23 protein-coding genes and 2 tRNA genes are annotated in these 21,947 nt (G+C 66.9%); 19 read left to right on the forward strand and 6 right to left on the reverse strand.

What is annotated here, in order from left to right:
- Positions 1 to 78 precede the first annotated feature (78 nt).
- Complete coding sequence (locus AC0Z6F_RS09745; RefSeq protein ID WP_012511620.1) at positions 79 to 1,233, forward strand: MFS transporter; 1,155 nt, start codon at positions 79 to 81, stop codon at positions 1,231 to 1,233.
- A gap of 78 nt (positions 1,234 to 1,311) precedes the next feature.
- On the opposite strand, the gene AC0Z6F_RS09750 is transcribed toward AC0Z6F_RS09745, so the two are convergent.
- Complete coding sequence (locus AC0Z6F_RS09750; protein ID WP_012511621.1) at positions 1,312 to 1,719, reverse strand: hypothetical protein; 408 nt, start codon at positions 1,717 to 1,719, stop codon at positions 1,312 to 1,314.
- A 353-nt stretch (positions 1,720 to 2,072) separates the two neighbouring features.
- Here AC0Z6F_RS09750 and AC0Z6F_RS09755 point away from each other — a divergent pair, with 353 nt between their 5' ends.
- A complete protein-coding gene (locus AC0Z6F_RS09755) occupies positions 2,073 to 2,366 on the forward strand; it encodes a hypothetical protein (protein ID WP_046984376.1) in 294 nt (97 codons plus the stop codon).
- Here the strand turns inward: AC0Z6F_RS09755 and AC0Z6F_RS09760 are convergent.
- From AC0Z6F_RS09760 to AC0Z6F_RS09770, 3 genes are all read right to left on the reverse strand, one after another.
- Complete coding sequence (locus AC0Z6F_RS09760) at positions 2,353 to 2,787, reverse strand: hypothetical protein (RefSeq protein ID WP_485617181.1); 435 nt, start codon at positions 2,785 to 2,787, stop codon at positions 2,353 to 2,355. The two genes, AC0Z6F_RS09755 and AC0Z6F_RS09760, sit on opposite strands and share 14 nt — an antisense overlap.
- A 103-nt stretch (positions 2,788 to 2,890) precedes the next feature.
- The gene (locus AC0Z6F_RS09765) at positions 2,891 to 3,697 is read right to left on the reverse strand and encodes an amidohydrolase (protein WP_485617180.1); all 807 of its coding nucleotides are present in this window, start codon (positions 3,695 to 3,697) and stop codon (positions 2,891 to 2,893) included.
- 13 nt (positions 3,698 to 3,710) lie between these two features.
- Positions 3,711 to 4,859 (reverse strand): pyridoxal phosphate-dependent aminotransferase, encoded by a 1,149-nt coding sequence (locus AC0Z6F_RS09770; protein WP_485617179.1) that lies wholly within the window; start codon positions 4,857 to 4,859, stop codon positions 3,711 to 3,713.
- Between the two features lie 186 nt (positions 4,860 to 5,045).
- Between AC0Z6F_RS09770 and ccmA the strand changes: the two genes are divergently transcribed.
- From ccmA to AC0Z6F_RS09825, 11 genes are all read left to right on the forward strand, one after another.
- A complete protein-coding gene (gene ccmA / locus AC0Z6F_RS09775) occupies positions 5,046 to 5,675 on the forward strand; it encodes a heme ABC exporter ATP-binding protein CcmA (RefSeq protein ID WP_485617178.1) in 630 nt (209 codons plus the stop codon).
- Positions 5,672 to 6,367 (forward strand): heme exporter protein CcmB, encoded by a 696-nt coding sequence (gene ccmB, locus AC0Z6F_RS09780; RefSeq protein WP_478481841.1) that lies wholly within the window; start codon positions 5,672 to 5,674, stop codon positions 6,365 to 6,367. Before ccmA ends, ccmB begins: the two co-directional genes overlap by 4 nt.
- Positions 6,368 to 6,410: 43 nt before the next feature.
- Positions 6,411 to 7,181, forward strand: coding sequence for a heme ABC transporter permease CcmC (gene ccmC / locus AC0Z6F_RS09785; RefSeq protein WP_006378253.1), 771 nt, complete (start codon positions 6,411 to 6,413; stop codon positions 7,179 to 7,181).
- The gene (locus AC0Z6F_RS09790; RefSeq protein ID WP_485617177.1) at positions 7,178 to 7,366 is read left to right on the forward strand and encodes a heme exporter protein CcmD; all 189 of its coding nucleotides are present in this window, start codon (positions 7,178 to 7,180) and stop codon (positions 7,364 to 7,366) included. The genes ccmC and AC0Z6F_RS09790 overlap by 4 nt, the downstream gene beginning before the upstream one ends.
- Complete coding sequence (gene ccmE / locus AC0Z6F_RS09795) at positions 7,363 to 7,824, forward strand: cytochrome c maturation protein CcmE (RefSeq protein ID WP_006378257.1); 462 nt, start codon at positions 7,363 to 7,365, stop codon at positions 7,822 to 7,824. The genes AC0Z6F_RS09790 and ccmE overlap by 4 nt, the downstream gene beginning before the upstream one ends.
- Positions 7,825 to 9,744, forward strand: a complete 1,920-nt coding sequence (locus tag AC0Z6F_RS09800) for a heme lyase CcmF/NrfE family subunit (RefSeq protein WP_006378259.1) — start codon at positions 7,825 to 7,827, stop codon at positions 9,742 to 9,744.
- Between the two features lie 8 nt (positions 9,745 to 9,752).
- On the forward strand, positions 9,753 to 10,370 hold the full coding sequence (locus AC0Z6F_RS09805) for a DsbE family thiol:disulfide interchange protein (RefSeq protein ID WP_006378261.1): 618 nt from the start codon (positions 9,753 to 9,755) through the stop codon (positions 10,368 to 10,370).
- A gap of 4 nt (positions 10,371 to 10,374) precedes the next feature.
- Entirely contained in the window at positions 10,375 to 10,824 is a 450-nt protein-coding gene (locus AC0Z6F_RS09810; protein ID WP_012511626.1) for a cytochrome c-type biogenesis protein, read from the forward strand.
- The gene (locus AC0Z6F_RS09815) at positions 10,818 to 11,807 is read left to right on the forward strand and encodes a tetratricopeptide repeat protein (protein WP_485617192.1); all 990 of its coding nucleotides are present in this window, start codon (positions 10,818 to 10,820) and stop codon (positions 11,805 to 11,807) included. The genes AC0Z6F_RS09810 and AC0Z6F_RS09815 overlap by 7 nt, the downstream gene beginning before the upstream one ends.
- Positions 11,808 to 11,969: 162 nt before the next feature.
- The gene (metX, locus tag AC0Z6F_RS09820) at positions 11,970 to 13,082 is read left to right on the forward strand and encodes a homoserine O-acetyltransferase MetX (protein ID WP_485617176.1); all 1,113 of its coding nucleotides are present in this window, start codon (positions 11,970 to 11,972) and stop codon (positions 13,080 to 13,082) included.
- A complete protein-coding gene (locus tag AC0Z6F_RS09825; protein WP_100435002.1) occupies positions 13,083 to 13,427 on the forward strand; it encodes a DUF1294 domain-containing protein in 345 nt (114 codons plus the stop codon). It begins immediately after the preceding gene.
- 91 nt (positions 13,428 to 13,518) lie between these two features.
- On the opposite strand, the gene cydC is transcribed toward AC0Z6F_RS09825, so the two are convergent.
- Both cydC and cydD read right to left on the reverse strand, forming a co-directional pair.
- A complete protein-coding gene (gene cydC / locus AC0Z6F_RS09830; protein ID WP_197585275.1) occupies positions 13,519 to 15,192 on the reverse strand; it encodes a thiol reductant ABC exporter subunit CydC in 1,674 nt (557 codons plus the stop codon).
- Positions 15,189 to 16,934, reverse strand: a complete 1,746-nt coding sequence (gene cydD / locus AC0Z6F_RS09835) for a thiol reductant ABC exporter subunit CydD (protein ID WP_485617175.1) — start codon at positions 16,932 to 16,934, stop codon at positions 15,189 to 15,191. The genes cydC and cydD overlap by 4 nt, the downstream gene beginning before the upstream one ends.
- Positions 16,935 to 17,162: 228 nt before the next feature.
- Between cydD and AC0Z6F_RS09840 the strand changes: the two genes are divergently transcribed.
- The 6 genes from AC0Z6F_RS09840 (at position 17,163) to AC0Z6F_RS09865 (ending at position 21,844) form a co-directional block, all read left to right on the forward strand.
- Positions 17,163 to 18,746, forward strand: coding sequence for a cytochrome ubiquinol oxidase subunit I (locus AC0Z6F_RS09840; protein ID WP_006378378.1), 1,584 nt, complete (start codon positions 17,163 to 17,165; stop codon positions 18,744 to 18,746).
- 15 nt (positions 18,747 to 18,761) lie between these two features.
- The gene (cydB, locus tag AC0Z6F_RS09845; protein ID WP_012511632.1) at positions 18,762 to 19,916 is read left to right on the forward strand and encodes a cytochrome d ubiquinol oxidase subunit II; all 1,155 of its coding nucleotides are present in this window, start codon (positions 18,762 to 18,764) and stop codon (positions 19,914 to 19,916) included.
- A gap of 54 nt (positions 19,917 to 19,970) precedes the next feature.
- Positions 19,971 to 20,087 carry a cytochrome bd-I oxidase subunit CydX gene (gene cydX, locus AC0Z6F_RS09850; protein ID WP_005410354.1) on the forward strand — a complete coding sequence of 39 codons (117 nt, stop codon included), beginning with the start codon at positions 19,971 to 19,973 and terminating at the stop codon, positions 20,085 to 20,087.
- Positions 20,088 to 20,142: 55 nt separating this feature from the next.
- Positions 20,143 to 20,219, forward strand: a tRNA-Pro gene (locus AC0Z6F_RS09855).
- A 140-nt stretch (positions 20,220 to 20,359) separates the two neighbouring features.
- Positions 20,360 to 20,436, forward strand: a tRNA-Pro gene (locus AC0Z6F_RS09860).
- A gap of 202 nt (positions 20,437 to 20,638) precedes the next feature.
- Complete coding sequence (locus tag AC0Z6F_RS09865) at positions 20,639 to 21,844, forward strand: CynX/NimT family MFS transporter (protein ID WP_485617174.1); 1,206 nt, start codon at positions 20,639 to 20,641, stop codon at positions 21,842 to 21,844.
- Positions 21,845 to 21,947: the final 103 nt, after the last annotated feature.

A 21,947-nucleotide genomic window follows, 5' to 3' on the forward strand; every position in this document is an offset into this window, starting at 1 on the left:
ACATTCGATGACAGGATAGACAGGGTGCGCCATTGCGGACGCGACCACAATGCGCGGCCCCGTTCCTGGAGCGCCCGCATGTCGCGTCGCCTGTTGTTGCTCGCCATTGCACTGCTGATGTTTCCGCAGCTGGCACAGACCCTGTACAGCCCGGCCCTGGCCGATCTAGCCATACGCTTCGCCTTGCCGCCGAGTGCCGCCAGCCAGGCCATGAGCCTGTACCTGTTCGGCTTCGCTGCGGGTGTGCTGCTGTGGGGGCGCCTGGCCGATCGTATCGGTCGTCGCCCCGCCCTTCTCTGTGGCCTCTGCGTTTTCGCAGTGGCTGCATTGGGCGGCCTGATGGCTGGCAGCTTCGGCCAGGTGCTGCTGGCCCAGGCATTGGCCGCAGTCGGCGCCGCCGCCGCTTCGGTGGTCACCCAGACCGTGCTGCGCGACCATCTGCAGGGGCCGGCGTTGGCGCAGGCATTCTCCTGGATCGGCATGGCGTTGGCCCTGAGTCCGGCCATCGGTCTTGCACTGGGCACGCTGCTGGTCGCCGCCAATGGCTATGTCGGCGTACAGTCCGGCCTGCTGCTGATTGCTGCCCTGCTGGCAGTCGCATGCCTGGCAGGGCTGCGCGAAAGCCGCCCTGTACAGATCCCGCACACGCCTATGCTGCCGCTGCTGCGGGAACTGCTGCGCGATCGCTGGATCTGGTCACACGCGTTGCTGGTGATGGCTTTCAACGTCGCGATGTACAGCTGGTATGTACTCGGCCCCTTCGTGTTTGCGCGCCTGCACTGGCCAGCCACCTGGTTCGGCGCCAGCGGCGCGGTGCTGGCGCTGGGTTCGGCATTGGGCGCGTGGGGCAATGGGCGCCTGCTGCGTGCAGGCGTTGCCACAACCACGCGCATCCGCATCGCCGCAGGACTGGTTCTGACGGGAGGCCTGCTGGCCGCGTTGCTGCATGATCACCCGGCCCTGGTCGCGGCGATGGTGCCGGTGGTGACGGGCTTCGGCCTTGCCATTCCCAATGTGCTCGGCCAGGCCCTGCGCGGCTATCCACATTGTCTCGGCAGCGCAGGCGCGCTGTTCGGCCTGCTCTACTACCTGTTGATCGGTGCGGCAATGGCACTGGCCGGTGCAGTGCAGCTGCTGGCACCAACCCTTATCGTGTGTGGCCTGCTGGCCTTGTGGCTGCAACGGGACCGGGCAGTTGACGGCGGAAGGCCTGGTTGTGGATCGCAACGGTGAAGGAGCCGGTCCCGCTGCCATAAGGGCAGCAGAGGCCCCGGGGGTTACGCCCCGGGGCCTGGGTCAGCGGACAATCGATTACTGCACGTTGATCACTTCGTCCATCGGCGCAAGGAAGTTGCCAGGGCTGTTGCGCGACGCCGAGATCACATAGGTCCCGGGTGTTGCGATGGTCGCGGTGCAATGGCGAATCGGCGTGGTGTTGCCACCGTCGTAATTGTCATTGGTACGGCACAGGAACTGACCATTGGCATAGACCGAGAAATTACTCGTTCCATCCACCTGGCCGCCGCCTGTGATGTAGATCTCCGATGGCGAGCCGGCCACACGCGGCAGGGTCCCGATCTCGAACCTGGCCGTCACCGGATGCGGTAACAGGCTAGGACAGGACACAACGATGCCGCTGTCGGACAGGCAGACTTCGGCGTGGGCGATCGCGGGTGTGGCGATGAGGGCCACGAGCAGCACGGACGTTCTGAACTCCATTCCAGCGTCTCCAATGATCCCAGCAGAATCGCTGGGACGTCCCTGTTAGGCATTGCGGGGTTACTGCAAGGTCAAGGAAATGTAAATGCACTGCGTGCCCACAGCATCGGATGGGTCCAGGATCCCCTCTGGGCGGTGCGTTGCACGCCTGTACTGCTGCTCGCACCCATCCCTTCCCGATGGCTTCATGTCGATGCAGGATGCTCACCGCCGCGCGGCACTTTTCCTGCGCGTCTTGACGTTCACAGCTCATGTTAGGAATTGCTGCAAACACGGGGCATTGTGCGCCACGCACGGAATTCACATCAGGGCGCTGGCTATCGTGCGTGCTCTCCCGCACAAGGCAGATGCCCATGATCACCATCACCGCTGAACAGGCCCGCGCCAACGCCGATGCCGCCAAGCGCCCGATCGAACAGTTCTACCGCGACCTCGACAACTCGATCCAGATCGGCTCGGAAAATGGCCGCCGCTATATCGTGTTCGGCTTCAGCCAGGTGATGGCCAGCGAGCAGCTCGTCGAAGATGTGGTCGCACAGCTGCTGAAGAATGGTTTCGGTGTCGAACGGTTGTTGAGCGATTCCGAACAGCACTACATCCGGATCAGCTGGGATGGCGCAGCGCAGCGCCGCCTCAACGCCGGCTGAGGGTGAACGCGGTACCGTCCACGCCCAGGTCCCAGCCCTTGCCGGTACCGGACAGGGCCAGTGAGATGTCGCCCTTGGTCATCACCTGCGCATTGCTGGATTTCATCGCACCGGCATGTGCACCAACCGACGCGTAGGTGCCCAGCAGCTGATCGACGCTGATCGCGCCGGTGAAGTTGCCGCGCCCGTTGGTGATCTTCGACTTGCCCACGGTCAGGCCGCCACCCTTCATCTGGATGTGCACCGGCATGCTGGCACCGTTACTGCAGGTGACCGTGCCATTGCCGGACGCAGTCTTGTAGATCAGCGACCAGCCGGACAGGTTGTAGCGCAGCTCGCAATCAAGGTTGCCGGCAGCGTGCGCAGCCGGAACCAGCGATGCGGCGGTCAGGGCCAGCAGCAGGGCGAAGAACTTGTTCATGACAGGACTTCCAGTTCGGTCGGACTGGCGGCGAATCTAGCAGCGCGCGCGTGCAGGTTGGATGCAGGCGCGCGCGCTGGTGCGGAGGCGTTCAGGCCGTCGCTCAGGCCTGCTCGTCCAGGTGGAAGGCGTCGGCATCGAGCATCGCCGGGAAGCGTCCGCGGTGTGCAGCCAGCGCCTCGGCCGAGATGATGGTGGTGACCACCTGTTCGCGCTCGCGGATCTCCACCTGAGGCTGCCCCAGGAAATCCAGCACGGCGCTGTCACCTGCGTAGTGCAGCTGATTGCCATCGACGCCGACACGGTTGACCGCAGCAACAAAGCACAGGTTCTCGATCGCCCGCGCACGCAGCAGGGTCTTCCATGCATAGGCGCGTGCCGACGGCCAGTTGGCGACGAAGATCTGCAGGTCGAAATCCAGCTGCTGCGGACGCTCCACGTTGTAGCGGTTACGGCAGAACACCGGGAAACGCAGGTCGTAGCAGACCTGCGGATTGATCCGCCAGCCCTTCCATTCCACGCTCAAGCGCTCGCGGCCGGCGGCATAACGCTCGTGCTCGCCGCCATAGCGGAACAGGTGGCGCTTGTCGTAGTACTGCAGCTCGCCGTCGGGCGTGGCGAACAGCAGACGGTTGTAGACGCCCTCGCCCTCGCGCAACTGCACGCTGCCGATCACCGCCGCGTCCAGTGCCTTCGCCTGCTCGCGCACCCAGGCCACGGTCGGGCCATCCATGTCTTCGGCCTGGGCGATGGCCTCGTTGGAGAAGCCACTGGTGAAGGTCTCCGGCAGGATCACCAGGTCGGTGCTGCCGGCCAGCGGCGCCAGCAACGCACCGTAGTAGGCGCGATTGCCAGCCGGGTCGTGCCAGCGGGTGTCACCCTGGACGAGGGAAATGCGCAGGTCCTGCATGTTCAAGCCTCGCTCACAGCAGGCGCAGGCGTTCGATCGCCGCGTCCATGGTCGCTTCATTCTTGGCAAAGCACAGGCGCACCAGGCGCTGGCCAGCCGGCGGATTCTCGTAGAACGGCGACAGCGGAATGGCGGTGACGCCCTTCTCGATGGTCAGCCACTTCACGAACTCATGGTCCGGCAGATCGCTGATGGCCGAGTAGTCGACCAGCTGGAAGTAGCCGCCCGGCACCGGCAGCGCTTTCAGTCGGGTGCCGGCCAGCTGCTCGCGGAAGCGGTCGCGCTTGGCCTGGTAGAACGCGCCCAGCTCCAGGTGGTGTTCGGGCTCGTCGCGGATCATCGCGGCGAAGCCGTACTGCGCCGGGCCGAAACTGGTGAAAGTGTTGTACTGGTGGACCTTGCGGAATTCGGCGGTCAACGCTAGCGGTGCGATCGCGTAACCGATTTTCCAGCCGGTGCAATGGTAAGTCTTGCCAAAGCTGGAGATGACGAACGCGCGCTCGCGCAGTTCCGGATAGCGCAGCGCCGATTCGTGGCGGCGGCCGTCATAGATGATGTGCTCGTACACCTCATCGGAAATCAGGTAGATCTGCGTGCCGCGCAGCAGCTCGGCCAGCGCCTGCATGTCCTGCGCCGAAAGCATCGCGCCGGACGGGTTGTGCGGGGTATTGACGATCAGCATGCGGGTGCGCGGGGTGATCGCCGCGCGCACGCGGTTCCAGTCGACGGCGAAGGTCTGCGGATCCAGCGACACATGCACCGCCTTGGCGCCGGCCAGGTCGATTGCCGGCTCGTAGCAGTCATAGGCCGGGTCGAGCACGATCACCTCCTCGCCGGCACGCACCACGGCGTGGATGGCGTTGAAGATGGCCTCGGTACCGCCACTGGTGACAGTGATCTCGCTGTCCGCATCCACCTGCGCGCCGTAGCAGTCCAGCGCCTTCTGCGCGATGGCCTGGCGCAGCGGCGCCACACCGGTCATCGGCGGGTACTGGTTCAGCCCGGCGGCCATCGCCTTTGCAGTCTCGTCGATCAGGCGCTGCGGTGCGGAAAAGTCCGGGAACCCCTGACCGAGGTTGACTGCGCCGTGTTCGGCAGCGAGCTGGGACATCACGGTGAAGATCGTGGTACCGACCTTGGGCAGCTTGGTGGTGGGTTGCATCGGCCTGGGGATATGGGGAGACAGACCCCTGAGTTTACGCAATCCCTGCTTCGGTAGTGCCGGCCGCTGGCCGGCAACCCGGGACTATCTGCGACGCTTGGTCGCGCCTGCCGGCCAGCGGCCGGCACTACCGTATGCATTCACCGCTACAATTGCCGCCGCACTCCGGCATGAAGACCCTGCCCCTTGAACACCCCTGCATTGCTGGCCGCCAGCGGCCTGAGCTTCTCCCGCAATGACGAGCCGGTGTTCGGCCCGCTGGACTTCCATGTGGACGCCGGCGAGGCGCTGCTGGTGCAGGGCGGCAATGGTGCCGGCAAGACCACCCTGCTGCGCGTGCTGGCGGGCCTGGCCCGGCCTGGCGCCGGCAAGGTGCAGATCGATGGCAGGCCGGCCGGCAACGCCGAGCGCGCGCGTTACGTCGCCTACCTCAGCCATCTGCCGGCCTTGAAACCGGACCTGGACACGCTGGAGAACCTGCATTTCCTGTGTGGCCTGCACGGCCGTCGCGCACGGCAGATGCCGGGCAACGCGCTGGCCATCGTCGGCCTGGCCGGTTATGAGGACACTCTCGTTCGGCATCTGTCCGCCGGACAGAAGCGGCGGCTGGCGCTGGCACGCATCTGGCTGTCACCGGCGCCGTTGTGGCTGCTCGACGAACCCTATGCCAACCTCGACCTGGAGGGCATCACCCTGGTCAACCGGATGATTTCCGCGCATCTGCGTGCCGGCGGCGCTGCACTGGTCACCACCCACGGCGCCTATGCCGCACCACCGGTGCGTACCCGCCAGCTCGACCTCGGCGGTACCGCATGATCGCGCCAGGCACCGAACCGGGCCTGTGGCAGACCGCAGCGGCCCTGCTCAAGCGCGACCTGCGCCTGCTCTGGCGCCGCCGCGGCGATGCGCTGCAGCCGCTGCTGTTCGCGGTACTGGTGGTGGTGCTGTTCGCGCTCGCCCAGGGCCGCGAACCGCAACTACTGGCCGTCACCGCCGGCGCGGTGCTGTGGCTGGCCGTGCTACTGGCCGGCCAGCTGTCGCTGGATTCACTGTTCCGCTCCGATGCCGAAGACGGCTCGCTGGAACAATGGCTGCTGGCGCCGGTGCCGCTGGCCTGGCTGGTGCTGGTGCGCGTGCTGCTGCACTGGGCCACCACCGCCCTGCCGTTGATCGTGGTCAGCCCGCTGCTGGCCGAAATGCTGCATCTGCCGCATGACCAGCTGCCGATGTTGCTGGCATCGTTGCTGCTGGGAACACCGCTTCTGAGCCTGATCGGTGGCGTGGTCGCCGCGCTGACCGTAGGCATCCGGCGCTCTGGTATTCTCGTGGCGTTGCTGTCGTTGCCGCTGTACGTGCCGGTGCTGGTGTTCGGTGCAGGCAGTCTGGCAGCGGCCGGACGCGGACAGGATCCGGTCGGTGCACTGCTGATGCTGGGCGCCGGCCTGCTGGTCGCGCTGGTGCTGGCGCCGCTGGCCACCGCTGCTGCAATACGTATTTCTCTGAGTTGACCGAGCTGAGAGCCAATCCACCCCTGCTGGATAGCCGCCACGCATGAATCCGATTGTCCGCTGGTTCCACCAACTCGGCTCGCCCCCCACGTTCGACCGATTCGCTGCCCGCTGGTCGCGGGTGTTCTACCTCGCTGCGGTGCCGGTGCTGCTGGTCGGCATGTGGCAGGCACTGCTGGTGGTGCCGCCGGAAGCGAAGCAGCTGGACAGCTTCCGCATCCTCTACATCCACGTGCCCAGTGCCTGGATGAGCCTGTTCGTATTCGCGCTGATGGCGCTGTATGCCGCCATCGCCCTGATCTGGCGGATCAAGGTCTGCGAGATCCTGGCCATGGCCTGCGCGCCGATGGGTGCCGGCTTCACCCTGATCACCCTGCTCACCGGCAGCATCTGGGGCAAGGGCACCTGGGGCACCTGGTGGGACTGGGACCCGCGCATGACCAGCGAACTGGTGCTGCTGTTCCTGTACCTGGGCGTGATCGGCCTCTACCACGCCATCGAGGACCGTCGCAGCGCCGCGCGCGCGGCTGGCCTGCTGGCCATCGTCGGTGTCAGCCTGCTGCCGGTGATCCGCTATTCGGTGGATTGGTGGGGCGGCCTGCACCAGCGCCAGTCGATCAACGTGTTCGGTGAATCGGCGATCAGCAGCGCGATGATCGCGCCGTTGTGGTGGATGGTGATCGGCACCAAGTTCTGGTTCGCCGGTTCGGTACTGGCCAAGGCCCGCGCCGACAATCTCGACCGCGAGGCCGGCAAGGCCTGGGTCGGTGGCCGTGTCGATGCAGCACGCCCGGCCGGGGAGGCCCAGCCATGACCCATCTGCCTTACGTGATCGGCGCCTACGCCGTGTTCGTGCTGGTGCTCGGCGCCGATGCCATCGGTTCGTGGCTGCGCCTGCGCATGGCTCGTCGCCTGGCCTTGGCCCGGCAGCAGCGGCAGCAGACCCGCGCCGGCAAGCAGGAAGCCGCGTCGTCGTTGCCGACGGAGCTGGAACGATGACGCCGGTACAACGTCGCCGCCTGGTCTGGGTACTGCTGGCCCTGCTCGCCTCCGGGCTGGCCACCGCGCTGGTGGCGATGGCGCTGGAACGCAACATCGCCTACCTGTACACGCCTTCGGAAGTGCTGCGCGGCGATGTCGATGCGCAGTCGCGGTTCCGCCTGGGCGGCATGGTGGTGAAGGGCTCCTTCAACCGCCCGGTCGGTTCGCTGGAAGCACGTTTTGAAGTGACCGACGGCGATGCCCAGCTGGCGGTGACTACGTCGCGGATCCTGCCGGACATGTTTGCCGAAGGCACTGCCGTGGTTGCCAGCGGCCGCCTGCAGGACGGAATCTTCGTCGCCGATGAAGTCCTGGCCAAGCACGATGAAAAGTACGTGCCGAAGGAAGTGGCCGACAAGATGGGCGATGCCCATCGCAAGCATGATGTGCCGGTGACGGCACCCGAGGTGCGCTGAGTGCTGCCCGAACTGGGTCAGATCCTGCTGTTGTGCGCGCTGCTGGCCTCGCTGCTGCAGGCCGGGCTGCCGCTGGCCGGCGCGCAGCGCAACAACACGGCATGGATGGCGGTGGCGCGACCGGCCGCCTTCGCGCAGCTGCTGCTGCTTGCCGGCGCCTTCGCGGTACTCACCGCCGCGTTCGTTCAGCAGGACTTCTCGGTGCGCTACGTGGCCGAGAACTCCAATTCGCTGCTGCCGATGATCTACCGCTACTCGGCGGTCTGGGGCGCGCACGAGGGCTCGTTGCTGATGTGGGCGCTGGTGCTGGCGCTGTGGACCGGCGCGGTGGCGCTGTTCTCGCGGCACCTGCCGGCGCCGGTACAAGCGCGCGTGCTGGCGGTGATGGGCGTGGTCAGCGTCGGCTTCCTCGCCTTCCTGATCTTCACCTCCAATCCGTTCCTGCGCCTGAACCCGGCGCCACTGGAAGGCCGTGACCTCAACCCGCTGCTGCAGGACCCCGGGCTGATCATCCACCCGCCGATGCTCTACATCGGTTACGTCGGCTTCGCGGTGCCGTTCGCGTTCGCGGTGGCCGCACTGCTGGAGGGGCGCGTCGACGCGCGCTGGCTGCGCTGGACGCGGCCTTGGACCAACGTCGCCTGGGGTTTCCTGACCCTGGGGATCGCGCTGGGCAGCTGGTGGGCTTACTACGAGCTCGGCTGGGGCGGCTGGTGGTTCTGGGACCCGGTGGAGAATGCGAGCTTCATGCCGTGGCTGGTCGGTGCGGCGCTGATCCACTCGCAGGCCGTCACCGAGAAGCGCGGTACCTTCGGCAGCTGGACGTTGCTGCTGGCAATCGCCGCCTTCGCGCTGTCACTGCTGGGTACGTTCCTGGTGCGCTCCGGGGTACTCACCAGCGTGCATTCGTTCGCTGCCGATCCTTCGCGCGGCCTGTTCATCCTGGTGTTCCTGTCGGTGCTGGTCGGCGGCAGCCTGCTGCTGTATGCACTGCGCGCGCCACGTCTGTCGGTGAACGCCGACGATCCGCGCCGTGGCTTCATCGCGACATCGCGCGAAACCCTGCTGCTGGCCAACAACCTGCTGCTGGCCACTGCCTGCGCCATGGTCCTGCTCGGCACACTGTACCCGCTGCTGGCCGATGCGCTGTCGCTGGGCAAGATCTCGGTCGGCCCGCCCTACTTCGGCAGCCTGTTCCTGTTACTGATGGCGCCGATGATCCTGCTGCTACCGTTCGGCCCGCTGGTGAAGTGGCAGCGCGACCAGCCTTCGCGTGCATTCGCGTTGCTGGCACCGTGGCTGGGGCTGGCCATGTTGCTCGGCGCGCTGGCCTGGTGGCAGGCACCGCAGAATGGCTGGAAGGCTGGTCTCGGTGTCGCTGCAGCGGCCTGGGTCGGGTTGGGCACCGCCCGCTTCGTCTGGCAGCGCCTGCGCGGCAACGGCCGCTTCACCGCCGAAATGCTTGGCATGATCGTCGCCCATGCCGGCATTGCCGTGTTCCTGGCCGGTGCGCTGCTGGTGGAAGCACTCAACGTGCAGCGCGAAGTAGCGCTGGCACCCGGGCAACAGGTGGTGGTCGGCCGCCATGAAGTGCGCTTCGAAGGCGTGGACCATCGCGAAGGCCCGAATTTCATCGCCGACCGCGGCCATCTGCGCGTGTTCCGCAACGGCCGCGAACTGGCCCTGCTGCATCCGGAGAAGCGCCAGTACGCCAGTGGCGGTCAGGTGATGACCGAGGCCGGCATCGATGCACGCTTCGACGGCGATGTCTACGTGGCATTGGGCGAGCCACTGGGCAACAATGCATGGGCGGTACGGGTCCACATCAAGCCGTTCGTGCGCTGGATCTGGCTGGGCGCGCTGCTGATGGCCCTGGGCGGATTCATCACCGCCGCCGACCGCCGCTTCCGTCGTCCGTAGGAGTTCCCATGTCCGAGTCCCCCGCCCCGCGCCCCTCCCGCCCGCTGCCGCCGGTAGCCATCGTGATCGGCGTGCTGTTCTTCTTCGGCCTGCTCGGGCTGATGATCTACGGGGTGATGAAATCCGGCGACCCGCAGCGCGACGTGCTGCCGTCGGCCCTGATTGACAAGCCGGCGCCTGCGTTCGCGCTGCCGGTGCTGCACGACCCGGAAATGATCGTGCACAGCGACGAGCTGCGCGGCGCGCCCTACCTGCTGAACGTGTGGGGCAGCTGGTGCGCGGCCTGCCGCGAGGAACATCCGGTGTTGACCCGTTTCGCCGAGAGCAAGCGCGTACGCGTGATCGGCTACAACTGGAAGGACGAACCGACCGATGCCCTGCACTGGCTGGAGCAGCTGGGCAACCCGTTCATGGTCGTGCTCAGCGACATTGAAGGCCGCACCGCGATCGACTGGGGCGTGACCGCTGCACCGGAAACCTTCCTGGTCGATGGCAGCGGCATCGTGCGCTGGAAGTACAGCGGTGCGATGACCCAGCGCGTGGTCGACGAGAAGCTGATCCCGGCCCTGGAGAAGATCGAGAAGGCCCAGGGCAATGCCGGCAACACTCTGCACACGGCGCCCTGAACCGATGCGCTGGCTGCTGGCGCTGCTGCTCCTGATGCTGCCGTTGGCCGCGCTGGCCCAGCAGCCGCTGCACGACCCGCAGCCGCTGCAGTTCCGCGATGGCGCCGAGGAACGCCGCTTCCACGACCTGGCCGCGCAGCTGCGCTGCGTGCAGTGCCAGAACCAGTCGCTGGCCGACTCGAACGCGCAGATCGCCCAGGACCTGCGCCGCGAGGTGCTGCAGTTGATGCAGCAGGGCCACGATGACGCACAGATCAAGCAGTTCCTGGTCGCCCGCTATGGCGAGTTCGTGCTCTACCAACCACCCCTGCAGCCGGGCACCTGGTTGTTGTGGGGCGGTCCGCTGCTGGTGCTCGGTGCCGGTGCGCTGGTGGTGGTGGGTATCGTCCGCCGCCGTGGCCGCTCGGTCGGCGCTGCACCAACCGGCAAAGCCGATGAGGGAGATGGCTGGTGAGCCACTGGTTGCCGCTGCTGGCAGGTGTGACCGCTGCATTGATGGCAATCCTGGTGCTGTGGCCGCTGCGCCGTCACGGCCGCCGCGGTTTCGCGCTGGCGGCACTGGCGCTGGGCGTAACGGGCGCCTGCCTGTACCTGCTGGTGGGAGACCCGCGTGCGGCGCAGGTGCAGCCTGCGCCGTCGGTGGCCACCCTGCGTGACGGCGTGCAGGCCCTGCAGGATGCGTTGCAGCGTGATCCGCAGCGCGCCGACGGCTGGGCGTTGCTGGGACGTTCGCAGGCCGAGCTGGGCAACACGCCGGCTGCGGCGGAGGCCTTCGCACGTGCTGCCGCTCTCGCCCCGGAAGACCCCGGCGTGCTGGTGGAAGCGGCGCAGGCACGTGCGCAGGCCGATGCCGGCAAGCAGTTCGATGACACCGCGATGGCCTGGTTGCAGCAGGCTCGTGCGCTGGCGCCCGATGCAGAGCGCGCCAGCTGGCTGCTGGGCATCGCCCTGCGCCAGCGCGGAAAGAATGCCGAGGCTGCCGACGTCTGGAGCGGCCTGCTGCCACGGCTTGAGCCTGGCGCCGCGCAGGCGCTGCAGGCGCAGATCGCCATCGCCCGCGAAGCCGCCGGCCAAGCGCCCGATGCTGCCGCTGCGACGCAACCGGCACTGCTGCAGGTGCGCGTGCAGCTGCCGGCACTGAAGAACACCGAGTGGCCCGCCAGCACCCAGGTATTCGTGCTGGCCCGCGCCGTGGGTGGACCGCCGATGCCGGTGGCCGCACGCAAGCTGCCGCTGGCGGGCTTCCCGGCCACGGTCGGGCTGGGCGACGCAGACAGCCCGATGCCGACCGCACCGCTGTCGGCCCATCGCGAAGTGGAAGTGCTGGCGCGCATCTCGCGCAGCGGCAGCGCCAACCGCAGCGAGGACGATCTGCAGAGCACGCCGGTGAAGGTGAGCCTGCCGCATGAAGGCGTGGTTGAGTTGCGGTTTCCGTAGGGCATCACCGCTGCGCTCACCGGGCATGGCCCGGCGCTACCCGGATGTCGCGCAAACGGTAGCGCCGGGCCATGCCCGGCGGAGGGTTGGCCCGCAGCGCACATCCACCACTGGAAACCAGCGTGTCGCCAGCTCCACATGCAGCCCCGCTAGAATGCCCGCATGACTGAATTCATCCCGCCCGGCACCTGCTTCCACGCCCTGCCCTCGCCGTTCCCGTTCAAGCGCGGTGGCGCCCTGCACGGTGCGCGCGTGGCCTACGAAACCTGGGGAACGCCGGACGCCGATGCCGGCAACGCGATCCTGATCGTCACCGGCCTGTCGCCGGATGCGCATGCCGCCGCCAGCGACGCCAACCCGGCACCGGGCTGGTGGGATGCGATGGTCGGCCCCGGCAAGCCGATCGACACCAACCGCTGGTTCGTGGTGTGCGTGAACTCGCTGGGCAGCTGCAAGGGCTCGACCGGACCGGCTTCGCTCAACCCGGCTACCGGCCAACCCTATCGCCTCGACTTCCCGGAGCTGTCGATCGAAGACGGCGCTCGCGCGGCCATCGAGGTGGTGCATGCGCTGGGTATCGAGCAACTGGCCTGCGTAGTCGGCAATTCGATGGGCGGCATGACCGCGTTGGCCACGCTGATGCTGCAGCCGGGCATCGCACGCAGCCACATCAACATTTCCGGCAGTGCACAGGCGTTGCCGTTCTCGATCGCGATCCGCTCGTTGCAGCGCGAGGCGATCCGCCTCGACCCGCGCTGGAACGGCGGCCACTACGATGACGATGCGTACCCGGAATCGGGGATGCGCATGGCGCGCAAGCTGGGCGTGATCACCTACCGCTCGGCGCTGGAATGGGATGGCCGCTTCGGCCGCGTGCGGCTGGATTCGGACCAGACCGACGACGACCCGTTCGGCCTGGAATTCCAGGTGGAAAGCTATCTGGAGGGCCACGCACGCCGATTCGTGCGCTTCTTCGATCCGAACTGCTATCTGTACCTGAGCCGCTCGATGGACTGGTTCGACCTGGCCGAGTATGCCGACGGCGATGTGCTGGCCGGGCTGGCGAAGATCCGGGTGGAGAAGGCGTTGGCGATCGGTGCCAACACCGACATCCTGTTCCCGGTGCAGCAGCAGCAGCAAGTAGCAGATGGCCTGCGCGCCGGCGGCGCCGATGCGCAGTTCATCGGCCTGGAATCACCACAGGGCCACGACGCCTTCCTGGTCGATTTCGAGCGCTTCGGCCCGGCCGTGCGCGGCTTCCTCGACACTCTCTAAGTGGCCTGGCGGCGTAACCTCGCGCTGGCCGCGTTCGGCGCGCTAGTTGCGCTGATGATCAGCGGCGTGCTGCCACTGTGGCTGGGCGGCTGGTGCCTGCTGGCCAGCGCAGTGTCGTTCGGCCTGTACGGCCACGACAAGCGCGCGGCGCAGCGCAAGCAATGGCGGATTCCCGAGCGCACCCTGCAACTGCTGGCCTTTGCCGGCGGTTGGCCCGGTGCGCTGCTCGGCCAGGCGCTGTTCCGCCACAAGCATCGCAAAGCCGAATTCCAGTGGGTGTTCTGGCTGTGCGTGCTGGCCAACGTGGCCTCGATCTCGGTGATGCTGCGCGAGTTTTCGCGGTAATCGTTCGAATGGGTAGTGCCGGCCGCTGGCCGGCAATTCCGTATCCGTATCAATTGCCATGAGGTTGCCGGCCAGCGGCCGGCACTACCATTCACGCTTCGCGGTTCAGAACCCCATCACGCAACCGATACTGCACATCGACCACGCCCTCGGGCAGGTCATCGTGGGTGATCATCAGCAGGCTGCGGCCGTCCAACAGGCTGGCCAGATCCTGCAGCAGCGCGCGCGCGGTATCCACGTCCAGGCCCTCGGTCGGTTCGTCCAGCAGCAGGATCGGCGCATTGCGCAGCAGCGCGCGCGCCAGTGCCAGGCGCCGTGCCTGACCGGCCGACATGGTCGCGCCGTTCTCGCCCACCCAGGTCTGCAGGCCACCATTGTGCTCGGCCCATTCGCCCAGGCGCACGCGACGCAGCACCGCCCAAAGCGCCGCGTCGCTGGCATTGGGATCGCCCAGGCGCAGGTTCTCGGCCACACTGCCGGCAAACACCGGGGCGTTCTGCGGCAACCAGGCCAGCTGCCGATGCCAGTCGGCCTGGGCGAAGTCGCGCAGGTCACGGCCACCGTAGGTCAACCGCCCCTGCTGCGGATCCCACAGCCGCAGCAGCAGGCTGGACAGTGTGGTCTTGCCACTGCCGCTGTCGCCGCGGATGGCGATGCGCTCACCCGGTGCCAGGGTCAGCTGCAGGCCGGACAGCACCGGACGCACCGCGCCTGGCCACTGGAAATGGATGTCATCCCAATGCACGCGCGCCGCTTGCGGTACCGGCTGCGGCGCCTGCGGGTCTTCCACCGTCGGCGGCTGCTCGACGATGGCCTGCAGCCGCGCAGCGGCGATGCGCCCGGACTGCAGCGACTGCCAGGCCAGGCCCATGCCGGCCCACAGTTCGATCATCGCCACGGTCAGGAACACCAGCCCAGCAGCCATTTCCGGCGCGATCCGCTGCTGCTCCGCTGCATGCAGGGCCAGTGCCAGCATCGCTACCAGGCCCAGCCCGGCAACCAGGCCGTGCAGGGAGGAGGCCGCGATCAGGCGCCAACGCCGGCGACGATCACGCGAGGCCAGCTGCTTGGCGGCCACCCGCACTTTCAGCTGCCATGCGGTGCTGGCATGCAGTGCGGCCAGATCACCCGCGCCTTCCAGTCCTTCGAACGCGGCGGTGCGCAGCGCAGCGCGATGTGCGGCGCGATCGGCCTCCTCATCGTCACGGCCACGCACGCCCAGCCACGGCACCCCGAAGCTGATCAGCACCGCCAGTACCGCCAGCAGCACAGCCGCCGAAGGCAGGATCACAGCGGCCGAAGCCACTCCCACCAGCGACAAGCCGCCCAAGGCCAACAGCGGGCCGATGGCGCGCACCAGCAGGCCATCCACCTCGCCGATGTCACCCAGCAGCCGTGCCAACAGCTCGCCGGTACGCGTCGCGCCCAACCGCGCCGGTGCCAGCGGCAGCGCGCGTCGGAAGAACCACACGCGCAGGTCACGGGCGATGCGCAGGGTCACGTCGTGCCCCACCAGCTTTTCGAAGTAGCGCGACGCGATGCGCGCCATGGTCAGCCCACGGATGCCCGCCGAGGGCGTGAAGAAATTGAAGCCCTGACCGAGGCCGGCGGCACCGGCCAGCGCCGCGGCGGTCAGGAAGCCGCCCGACAACCCCAGCAAGGCGGTGCCGGCCAGCATCGTGGTCCACAGCAGCAGCACGGCCAGCAACAGGCGCGCGCGATGGCGCAGGAACACCGCACGCAGCGAATCCGGCGAACGGCTCATGCGCGCACCGCCTGCGCCGGCTCGACCAGCCGCCCTTCGGGCAGCAGCAGGCAACGGTCAGCCCATGCAATCACCGCTGGGCTATGGGTGGCGACCACCACGCTGCGCCCGCGCGCATAGGCGGCCAGGCTGCGCAGCAGCGCGGCTTCGGTGTCGGCGTCAAGGAAGGCGGTGGGCTCATCCAGCAGCAGTACCTGTGGATCGCGCAGCAGCAACCGGGCCAGGCCGATGCGGCGTGCTTCACCACCGGACAGCCCGAAGCCGCGCTCACCGATCACGGTATCCAGCCCCTGCGGCAGGCGCTGTGCGAACTGCAGCACCTGCGCGGCTTCGGCCACCGCACGCAGGCGCGCGTCGCTGGCACCCGGATCGGCCAGCCGCAGGTTGTCGGCGATGCTGCCATGGAACAGGTAGGGCCGCTGGCTGGCATAGGCGACCTGCAGCCCCGGCCGCAGCTGCACCTTGCCCGCACGAGGTGGCAGCCAACCGGCCAGCGCTTCCAGCAACGTGCTCTTGCCACTGCCACTGGGGCCCACCAGCGCCAGCCGCTGGCCCGGCTCCAGCGTCACATCGAGGTCCTGCAGCACATCATGCGGCGCACCCAATGGGCGAAGCGCCAGCCCCTGTGCCTGCAGCGGCGCCATCGCCACTTCGGCCGGCTCCTGTGCCATCGGCGCCATTTCGTCATCGGCAAGGGCCGCTTCTTCCGGCAGCACCTGCAGAAGGCGCTCTACTTCAGCGGCTGCGGCCAGCGCATTGGCACGGTCGTGGTAGTGCGCTGCCAGCCGCCGCAGCGGCGCGTAGAACTCCGGCGCCAGCAGCAGGCAGAACAGGCCCGCACCCAACGTGGGCACCGTCGCATGCAACGACATCAGGCCCAGATAGCTCAGCCCCAGGTACAGCGCGACCATCGCCACGCTCACCGAGGCGAAGAATTCCAGCACGGTGGACGACAGGAAGGCGATGCGCAGTACCTTCATCGTGCGCACGCGCACGCCTTCTGCAGCCGCTTCGATACCGTCCAGCTCGGCCTCGCCGCGGCCGTACAGGCGCAGCAGGCCCAGGCCCTTGATGCGATCGGCGAAGTGCCCGCTCATCCGTGCCAGTTCACCCAGCTGCGCACGGCCGGCCGCTTCGGCACCCCAGCCCACCAGCATCATGAAGAACGGCACCAGCGGCGCGGTGAACAGCAGGATCAGCGCCACCACCCAGTCGACCCAGGCCACTGCGGCGAGGATCAGCAGCGGTACCACCACCACTTCGGTGCGCACCGGCAGGAAACCGCTGTAATAACTCTCAATCGCATCACCGTGATGCAGCATCAGCTCTCCGAGCTCGCCGGTGCGGCGCTGGCGCAGCCACAGCGGGCCGTGGCCCAGCAGCCGCGCGAACACGCGTTCGCGCAACGCCAGCCGTGCGGCGTCGGCTACATCACCCGCTGCGGCCTGGGTGGCGCTGCCCAGCAGCGTACGCACGATCAGGATCACGGCCAGCGTGGCCAGCACCGGCAGGCCCGAGGCCAGCGGTGCACGCTCGACCAGCACCTGCTGCACCAGCCAGGCGATGGCGGCGGCCTGGCCGATCAACAGCGCGCCGGACAGGCTGATGCACAACGAGGCCAACCGCTGGCGGCCACGCGCGGACCGCGCCAGATCGGCCAGCCACGCGCTGCGGACACGTCGCAACCGGGTCGATTCGTCATCGGAAACAGGGGCGTCAGCAGTCGGTTCGGCGGCGCTCAAGGGTCTTCACAGGCAACAGGGCATTGGCAGGCATTGTAGGCGCAGGCAACAGCCTCCCCCTGCGGCCGGCGGTCGCAGTCCCAGGCGGGTTGGCATACGATCCTCCTGAATACCCATTCATACATTGATCTGGATCAAGGCTGTTTGAAGTAGTCGGTCACATCATTCACCCCGTAGACCACCCTTCCCGCCACCTGCAACGGCACTATCCAACGAGGTAGCCAGGCCATGATTGATCAGACAGTCGTAGAACTGTCGCGGCTGCAATTCGCTCTGACCGCGATGTACCACTTCCTATTCGTCCCGCTCACGCTTGGCCTGTCCTTCATGGTGGCCATCATGGAGAGCGTGTACGTGATGACCCGCAAGCAGGTCTGGCGGCAGATGACCCTGTTCTGGGGTGCCCTGTTCGGCATCAACTTCGCCATCGGCGTGGCCACCGGCCTGGTGATGGAGTTCCAGTTCGGCATGAACTGGTCGTACTACAGCCATTACGTCGGTGACATCTTCGGTGCGCCGCTGGCCATCGAAGGCCTGATGGCGTTCTTCCTGGAAGCGACCTTCATCGGCCTGTTCTTCTTCGGCTGGAAGCGCCTGACTCCGGTCAAGCACCTCACCGTGACCTGGCTGATGGCGCTGGGCACCAACCTGTCGGCGGTGTGGATCCTGATCGCCAACGGCTGGATGCAGAACCCGACCGGTGCGGTGTTCAACCCGGAAACGATGCGCATGGAAGTGGTCGACTTCGCCGCGGTGCTGCTGAACCCGGTGGCCCAGGCCAAGTTCGTGCATACCGTCAGTGCCGGCTACGTGACCGGTGCGATCTTCGTGATGTCGATCAGCGCGCTGTACCTGCTGCGCGGCAAGTACAAGGACATGGCCCGCCGTTCGTTCGCGGTGGCCGCAGCCTTCGGCCTGCTGTCCTCGCTGTCGGTGGTGGTGCTGGGTGACGAAAGCGGTTATGCCGCCAGCGAACACCAGAAGATGAAGCTGGCCGCGATCGAAGCGATGTGGGAAACCGAGCGTGCGCCGGCCGACTTCACCGCCTTCGGCATTCCCAACCAGGACACCCATCAGAACGACTATGCGGTGAAGATCCCGTACCTGATGGGCCTGATCGCCACCCGCTCGCTGGACCAGCCGATTCCCGGCATCCTGGAACTGGTGGAACGTGCCGAGCACCGCATCCGCGGCGGCCAGATCGCCTACGGCGCGCTGGAACGGGTGAAGAAGGACCGCAACGATCTTGAAGCACGCGAGATGTTCGATCGCCACTGGCAGGATCTCGGCCATGGCCTGCTGCTGAAGCGCTACCGCGAAGACATTCTCAACGCGACCCCGGAAGAGATCTCCAAGGCGGCGATGGACACCGTGCCGCGCGTGGCTCCGCTGTTCTGGACCTTCCGCATCATGGCGGGCCTGGGCTTCTACCTGATCGCCTTCTTCGCGTTGGCCTTCTACTTCTCGTGCCGCAACAACTTCCAGGACAAGCGCTGGTTCCTGCGGTTGGCGGTGTGGTCGCTGCCGGCACCGTGGATCGCGATCGAATGCGGTTGGTTCGTTGCCGAGTACGGCCGCCAGCCGTGGGCGGTGGACGGCGTGCTGCCGACCTTCTACGCCGCATCGGGCCTGGCACTGCATGAAATCCTGACCACGCTGGCGGTGTTCACCAGCTTGTACACGGTGCTGCTGATCATCGAGATCAAGCTGATGCTGAAGGCGATCCGCAAGGGTCCGGACGACATCCTGCCGACGCTGCAGGCCGATATCCGCCCTGTTTCCCCCAATGCAGTCGCCCCCGGCCAGGCCTGAGGCAGGAGAATCCAGATGGAATTCATTGCACTTGATTACACCACGCTCCGCGTGATCTGGTGGCTGCTGCTCGGCATCCTGCTGATCGGCTGGGCCGTGATGGATGGTTTCGACCTTGGCGTCGGCACCCTGTTGCCGTTCGTTGCAAAAACCGATGAAGAACGCCGACTGGTGATCAATACCGTCGGCCCGGTGTGGGAAGGCAACCAGGTGTGGCTGGTACTGGGCGGCGGTGCGATTTTCGCCGCATGGCCGCCGCTGTATGCGGTCAGCTTCTCCGGCTTCTACCTGGCGGTGTTTGCGATGCTGTTCGGGCTGATCCTGCGCCCGGTCGGCTTCAAGTACCGCAGCAAGCTGCCGTCCAAGCGCTGGCGCGACAACTGGGACCGCGTGCTGTTTGTCGGTGGCCTGCTGCCGGGCCTGATTGCCGGCGTCGCGGTGGGCAACGTGCTGCTGGGTGTGCCGTTCCACTTCGATGACACCCTGCGCGTGACCTACACCGGTTCGTTCTTCGGCCTGCTCACGCCGTTCGCGCTGATTGCCGGCCTGATCAGCGTCGCCATGCTGGTTTCGCATGGTGCGGCCATGCTGGTGATCAAGACCGACGGCCCGGTGGCCGAACGTGCCGCACGTTACGGCAGCGTCGCCGCCATCATCAGCTTCGTGCTGTTCGCCGTGGCCGGTGCCTGGGTGGCCTTCGGCCTGCCGGGTTACCAGATCACCTCGCAGGTGGTCACCGATGGCCCGACCAACCCGCTGCTGAAGACCGCCGAACTGGGCACGGCTGCCGGTGGCTGGCTGCGCAACTACAGCTCCATGCCGGCGACGCTTGTGTTCCCGGTGCTGGGCCTGCTGGGCGCACTGGCCAGCGCGGTGCTGCTGCGCGCACGTCGTGGCGGCCTGGCCTTCATCGCCTCGGGTGCATCCATCGCCGGCATCATCCTGACCGTCGGCTTTGCGATCTTCCCGTTCCTGCTGCCGTCCTCCAGCCAGCCCACCTCCAGCCTGACCGTCTGGGACAGCTCGTCCAGCCACCTCACGCTGTGGGTCATGCTGCTGGCCACGGCCATCTTCCTGCCGATCATCATCGCCTACACCACCTGGGTGTACCGCGTGTTGAAGGGCAAGACGACGGTCGAGGACATGGACGACAACCCCAACGCCTATTGATTGCCAGCGTGCCGACCCACGGTCGGCACCTGTCTTGCACAGAGGAGATTGAACATGTGGTATTTCGCCTGGATCCTCGGCGCCGGCCTCGCCTCGACGGTCGCCATCCTCAACGGCATGTGGTTTGAAGCCCGCGAGCAGAACCGTATCGAGAAAGAAAATCGTCGCTGAGCTGTAAAAAAGCCTTGCCGCCCTGGTCTTCACACGGTATCTTAGGCGGCTCCTTCGGGGTGTAGCTCAGTCTGGTAGAGCGCTACGTTCGGGACGTAGAGGTCGCAGGTTCGAATCCTGTCTCCCCGACCACTCAAGTGGTCGCATTGAAGCCTGGTGAAGTCGTCCAGGCTTTTTTGTTCCCTGAAGTGGCACTGCTTCGGCAGTGTGAAGAAAACAGCATCCACCCCTTGCCGCCATCGGGGTGAATCGCTAGAATAGGCGGCTCCCTTCGGGGTGTAGCTCAGTCTGGTAGAGCGCTACGTTCGGGACGTAGAGGTCGCAGGTTCGAATCCTGTCTCCCCGACCACTTCGGTGGTCACCAAGAAGCCTGGAAGACATCACTGTCCTCCGGGTTTTTTTGTGCCTGCGGCCCGGGACCGGACCGGCCGGCCGCAACGCCACTGGCCAGCCACGTACAATGGCCGCCTCCCCCACCTGCCGCTTCGGCGTAGACCGATGCCGGCGCTGCATGCCACCACGTCGGCGTGCGACACCTGCAAGGACCACCGATGAGCTCCTCCACTTCCGATTCGCCGTCGCTGCTGCACGGCCGCGTCCTCGCATTCGCCGCGATCCTGCTGGCCGCGATCAACCTGCGCACTGCGGTCACCTCGATCACGCCCCTGCTCGATGTGCTCGGCCAGCAGTTCGGTTTCGGCACCACCATGACCGGTGTGCTGGGCATGCTGCCCACCGCCTCGTTCGCGCTGTTCGGTGTAGCCACGCCGGCACTGGCGCGGCGCCTGGGCCTGGAGCGCACCACCCTGCTGGCCATGCTGATGGCCGCCGCCGGCCTGCTGCTGCGCTCCAGCGCCGGCAACGTCGGCACGCTGCTGCTGGGTTCGGTGATCGCACTGGCCGGCATGGGCATCGGCAACGTGGTGGTGCCGCCGCTGGTGAAGCGTTACTTCGCCAACAAGGTCGGCACCATGAGCACGCTGTACATCAGTGTGCTGCAGCTGGGCACGATGATGCCGGCGCTGCTGGCGGTGCCGGTAGCCAATGCGGCCGGCTGGCGGGTGTCGCTGGGCATGTGGGCACTGCTGGCGCTGGCGGCGAGCCTGCCATGGCTGCTGCTGGCGCGCCGTGCGCCAAAGCCGGTGCTGGACGCCAACGATCCGACCGCACAGCCGCATGGCAAGGTCTGGCGCACGTCGCTGGGCTGGAGCATGACGCTGATGTTCGGCATGACTTCGCTGATGACCTATTCGATGTTCACCTGGCTGCCGCGCATCGTGGTCGAAGCCGGTGGCACGCCCGCCTTCGGCGGGGTGATGGTGGCAGTGTTCTCGGCACTGGGCCTGCTGCCGTCGCTGGTCATCCCATCGATGGCGGTGCGCCTGCAGAACCCGTTCCCGCTGGTCCTGATCGGCTTCTTCTCGTTCGTGATCGCCTTCACCGGCCTGCTGCTGGCACCGATGAAGGCGCCATTGCTGTGGGCCTGCCTGCTCGGTGTCGGCCCGTCCACCTTCCCGCTGGCACTGACCCTGATCAACCTGCGCACGCGCACTCCGACCGGCTCGGCCGCGCTGTCCGGCTTCATGCAGGGTGTGGGCTACAGCTTCAGCTGCCTGGGGCCGTTCCTGGTCGGCTGGCTGCACACCGTCAGCGACGGCTGGACGATCCCATTCAGCTTCCTGTCCGGCTGCGCCACCCTGATGCTGTGCGCCTCGTGGGTGGCGTGCAAGCCGCGCAAGCTGGAAGACCTCTGGTAAGCCCCGGCCGGGGCCGCCTGCCGGCCCCGCCTACCGCCGGTCAGTCTTCACGCGCATTTTGACGCCGGGCTGACAATTCCGGGCGGATAGTGCCCACGAATGC

It is taken from the genome of Stenotrophomonas sp. 1L-E-5-B-C3 (assembly GCF_057292075.1).

Excerpts from the sequence above, each read along its gene's own strand:
- AC0Z6F_RS09745 (WP_012511620.1), top strand. The coding sequence starts at position 79 with ATGTCGCGTCGCCTGTTGTTGCTCGCCATTGCACTGCTGATGTTTCCG.
- AC0Z6F_RS09750 (WP_012511621.1), bottom strand. The coding sequence starts at position 1,719 with ATGGAGTTCAGAACGTCCGTGCTGCTCGTGGCCCTCATCGCCACACCC.
- AC0Z6F_RS09755 (WP_046984376.1), top strand. The coding sequence starts at position 2,073 with ATGATCACCATCACCGCTGAACAGGCCCGCGCCAACGCCGATGCCGCC.
- AC0Z6F_RS09760 (WP_485617181.1), bottom strand. The coding sequence starts at position 2,787 with ATGAACAAGTTCTTCGCCCTGCTGCTGGCCCTGACCGCCGCATCGCTG.
- AC0Z6F_RS09765 (WP_485617180.1), bottom strand. The coding sequence starts at position 3,697 with ATGCAGGACCTGCGCATTTCCCTCGTCCAGGGTGACACCCGCTGGCAC.
- AC0Z6F_RS09770 (WP_485617179.1), bottom strand. The coding sequence starts at position 4,859 with ATGCAACCCACCACCAAGCTGCCCAAGGTCGGTACCACGATCTTCACC.
- ccmB (WP_478481841.1), top strand. The coding sequence starts at position 5,672 with ATGATCGCGCCAGGCACCGAACCGGGCCTGTGGCAGACCGCAGCGGCC.
- ccmC (WP_006378253.1), top strand. The coding sequence starts at position 6,411 with ATGAATCCGATTGTCCGCTGGTTCCACCAACTCGGCTCGCCCCCCACG.
- AC0Z6F_RS09790 (WP_485617177.1), top strand. The coding sequence starts at position 7,178 with ATGACCCATCTGCCTTACGTGATCGGCGCCTACGCCGTGTTCGTGCTG.
- ccmE (WP_006378257.1), top strand. The coding sequence starts at position 7,363 with ATGACGCCGGTACAACGTCGCCGCCTGGTCTGGGTACTGCTGGCCCTG.
- AC0Z6F_RS09805 (WP_006378261.1), top strand. The coding sequence starts at position 9,753 with ATGTCCGAGTCCCCCGCCCCGCGCCCCTCCCGCCCGCTGCCGCCGGTA.
- AC0Z6F_RS09810 (WP_012511626.1), top strand. The coding sequence starts at position 10,375 with ATGCGCTGGCTGCTGGCGCTGCTGCTCCTGATGCTGCCGTTGGCCGCG.
- metX (WP_485617176.1), top strand. The coding sequence starts at position 11,970 with ATGACTGAATTCATCCCGCCCGGCACCTGCTTCCACGCCCTGCCCTCG.
- cydC (WP_197585275.1), bottom strand. The coding sequence starts at position 15,192 with ATGAGCCGTTCGCCGGATTCGCTGCGTGCGGTGTTCCTGCGCCATCGC.
- AC0Z6F_RS09840 (WP_006378378.1), top strand. The coding sequence starts at position 17,163 with ATGATTGATCAGACAGTCGTAGAACTGTCGCGGCTGCAATTCGCTCTG.
- cydB (WP_012511632.1), top strand. The coding sequence starts at position 18,762 with ATGGAATTCATTGCACTTGATTACACCACGCTCCGCGTGATCTGGTGG.
- cydX (WP_005410354.1), top strand. The coding sequence starts at position 19,971 with ATGTGGTATTTCGCCTGGATCCTCGGCGCCGGCCTCGCCTCGACGGTC.
- AC0Z6F_RS09865 (WP_485617174.1), top strand. The coding sequence starts at position 20,639 with ATGAGCTCCTCCACTTCCGATTCGCCGTCGCTGCTGCACGGCCGCGTC.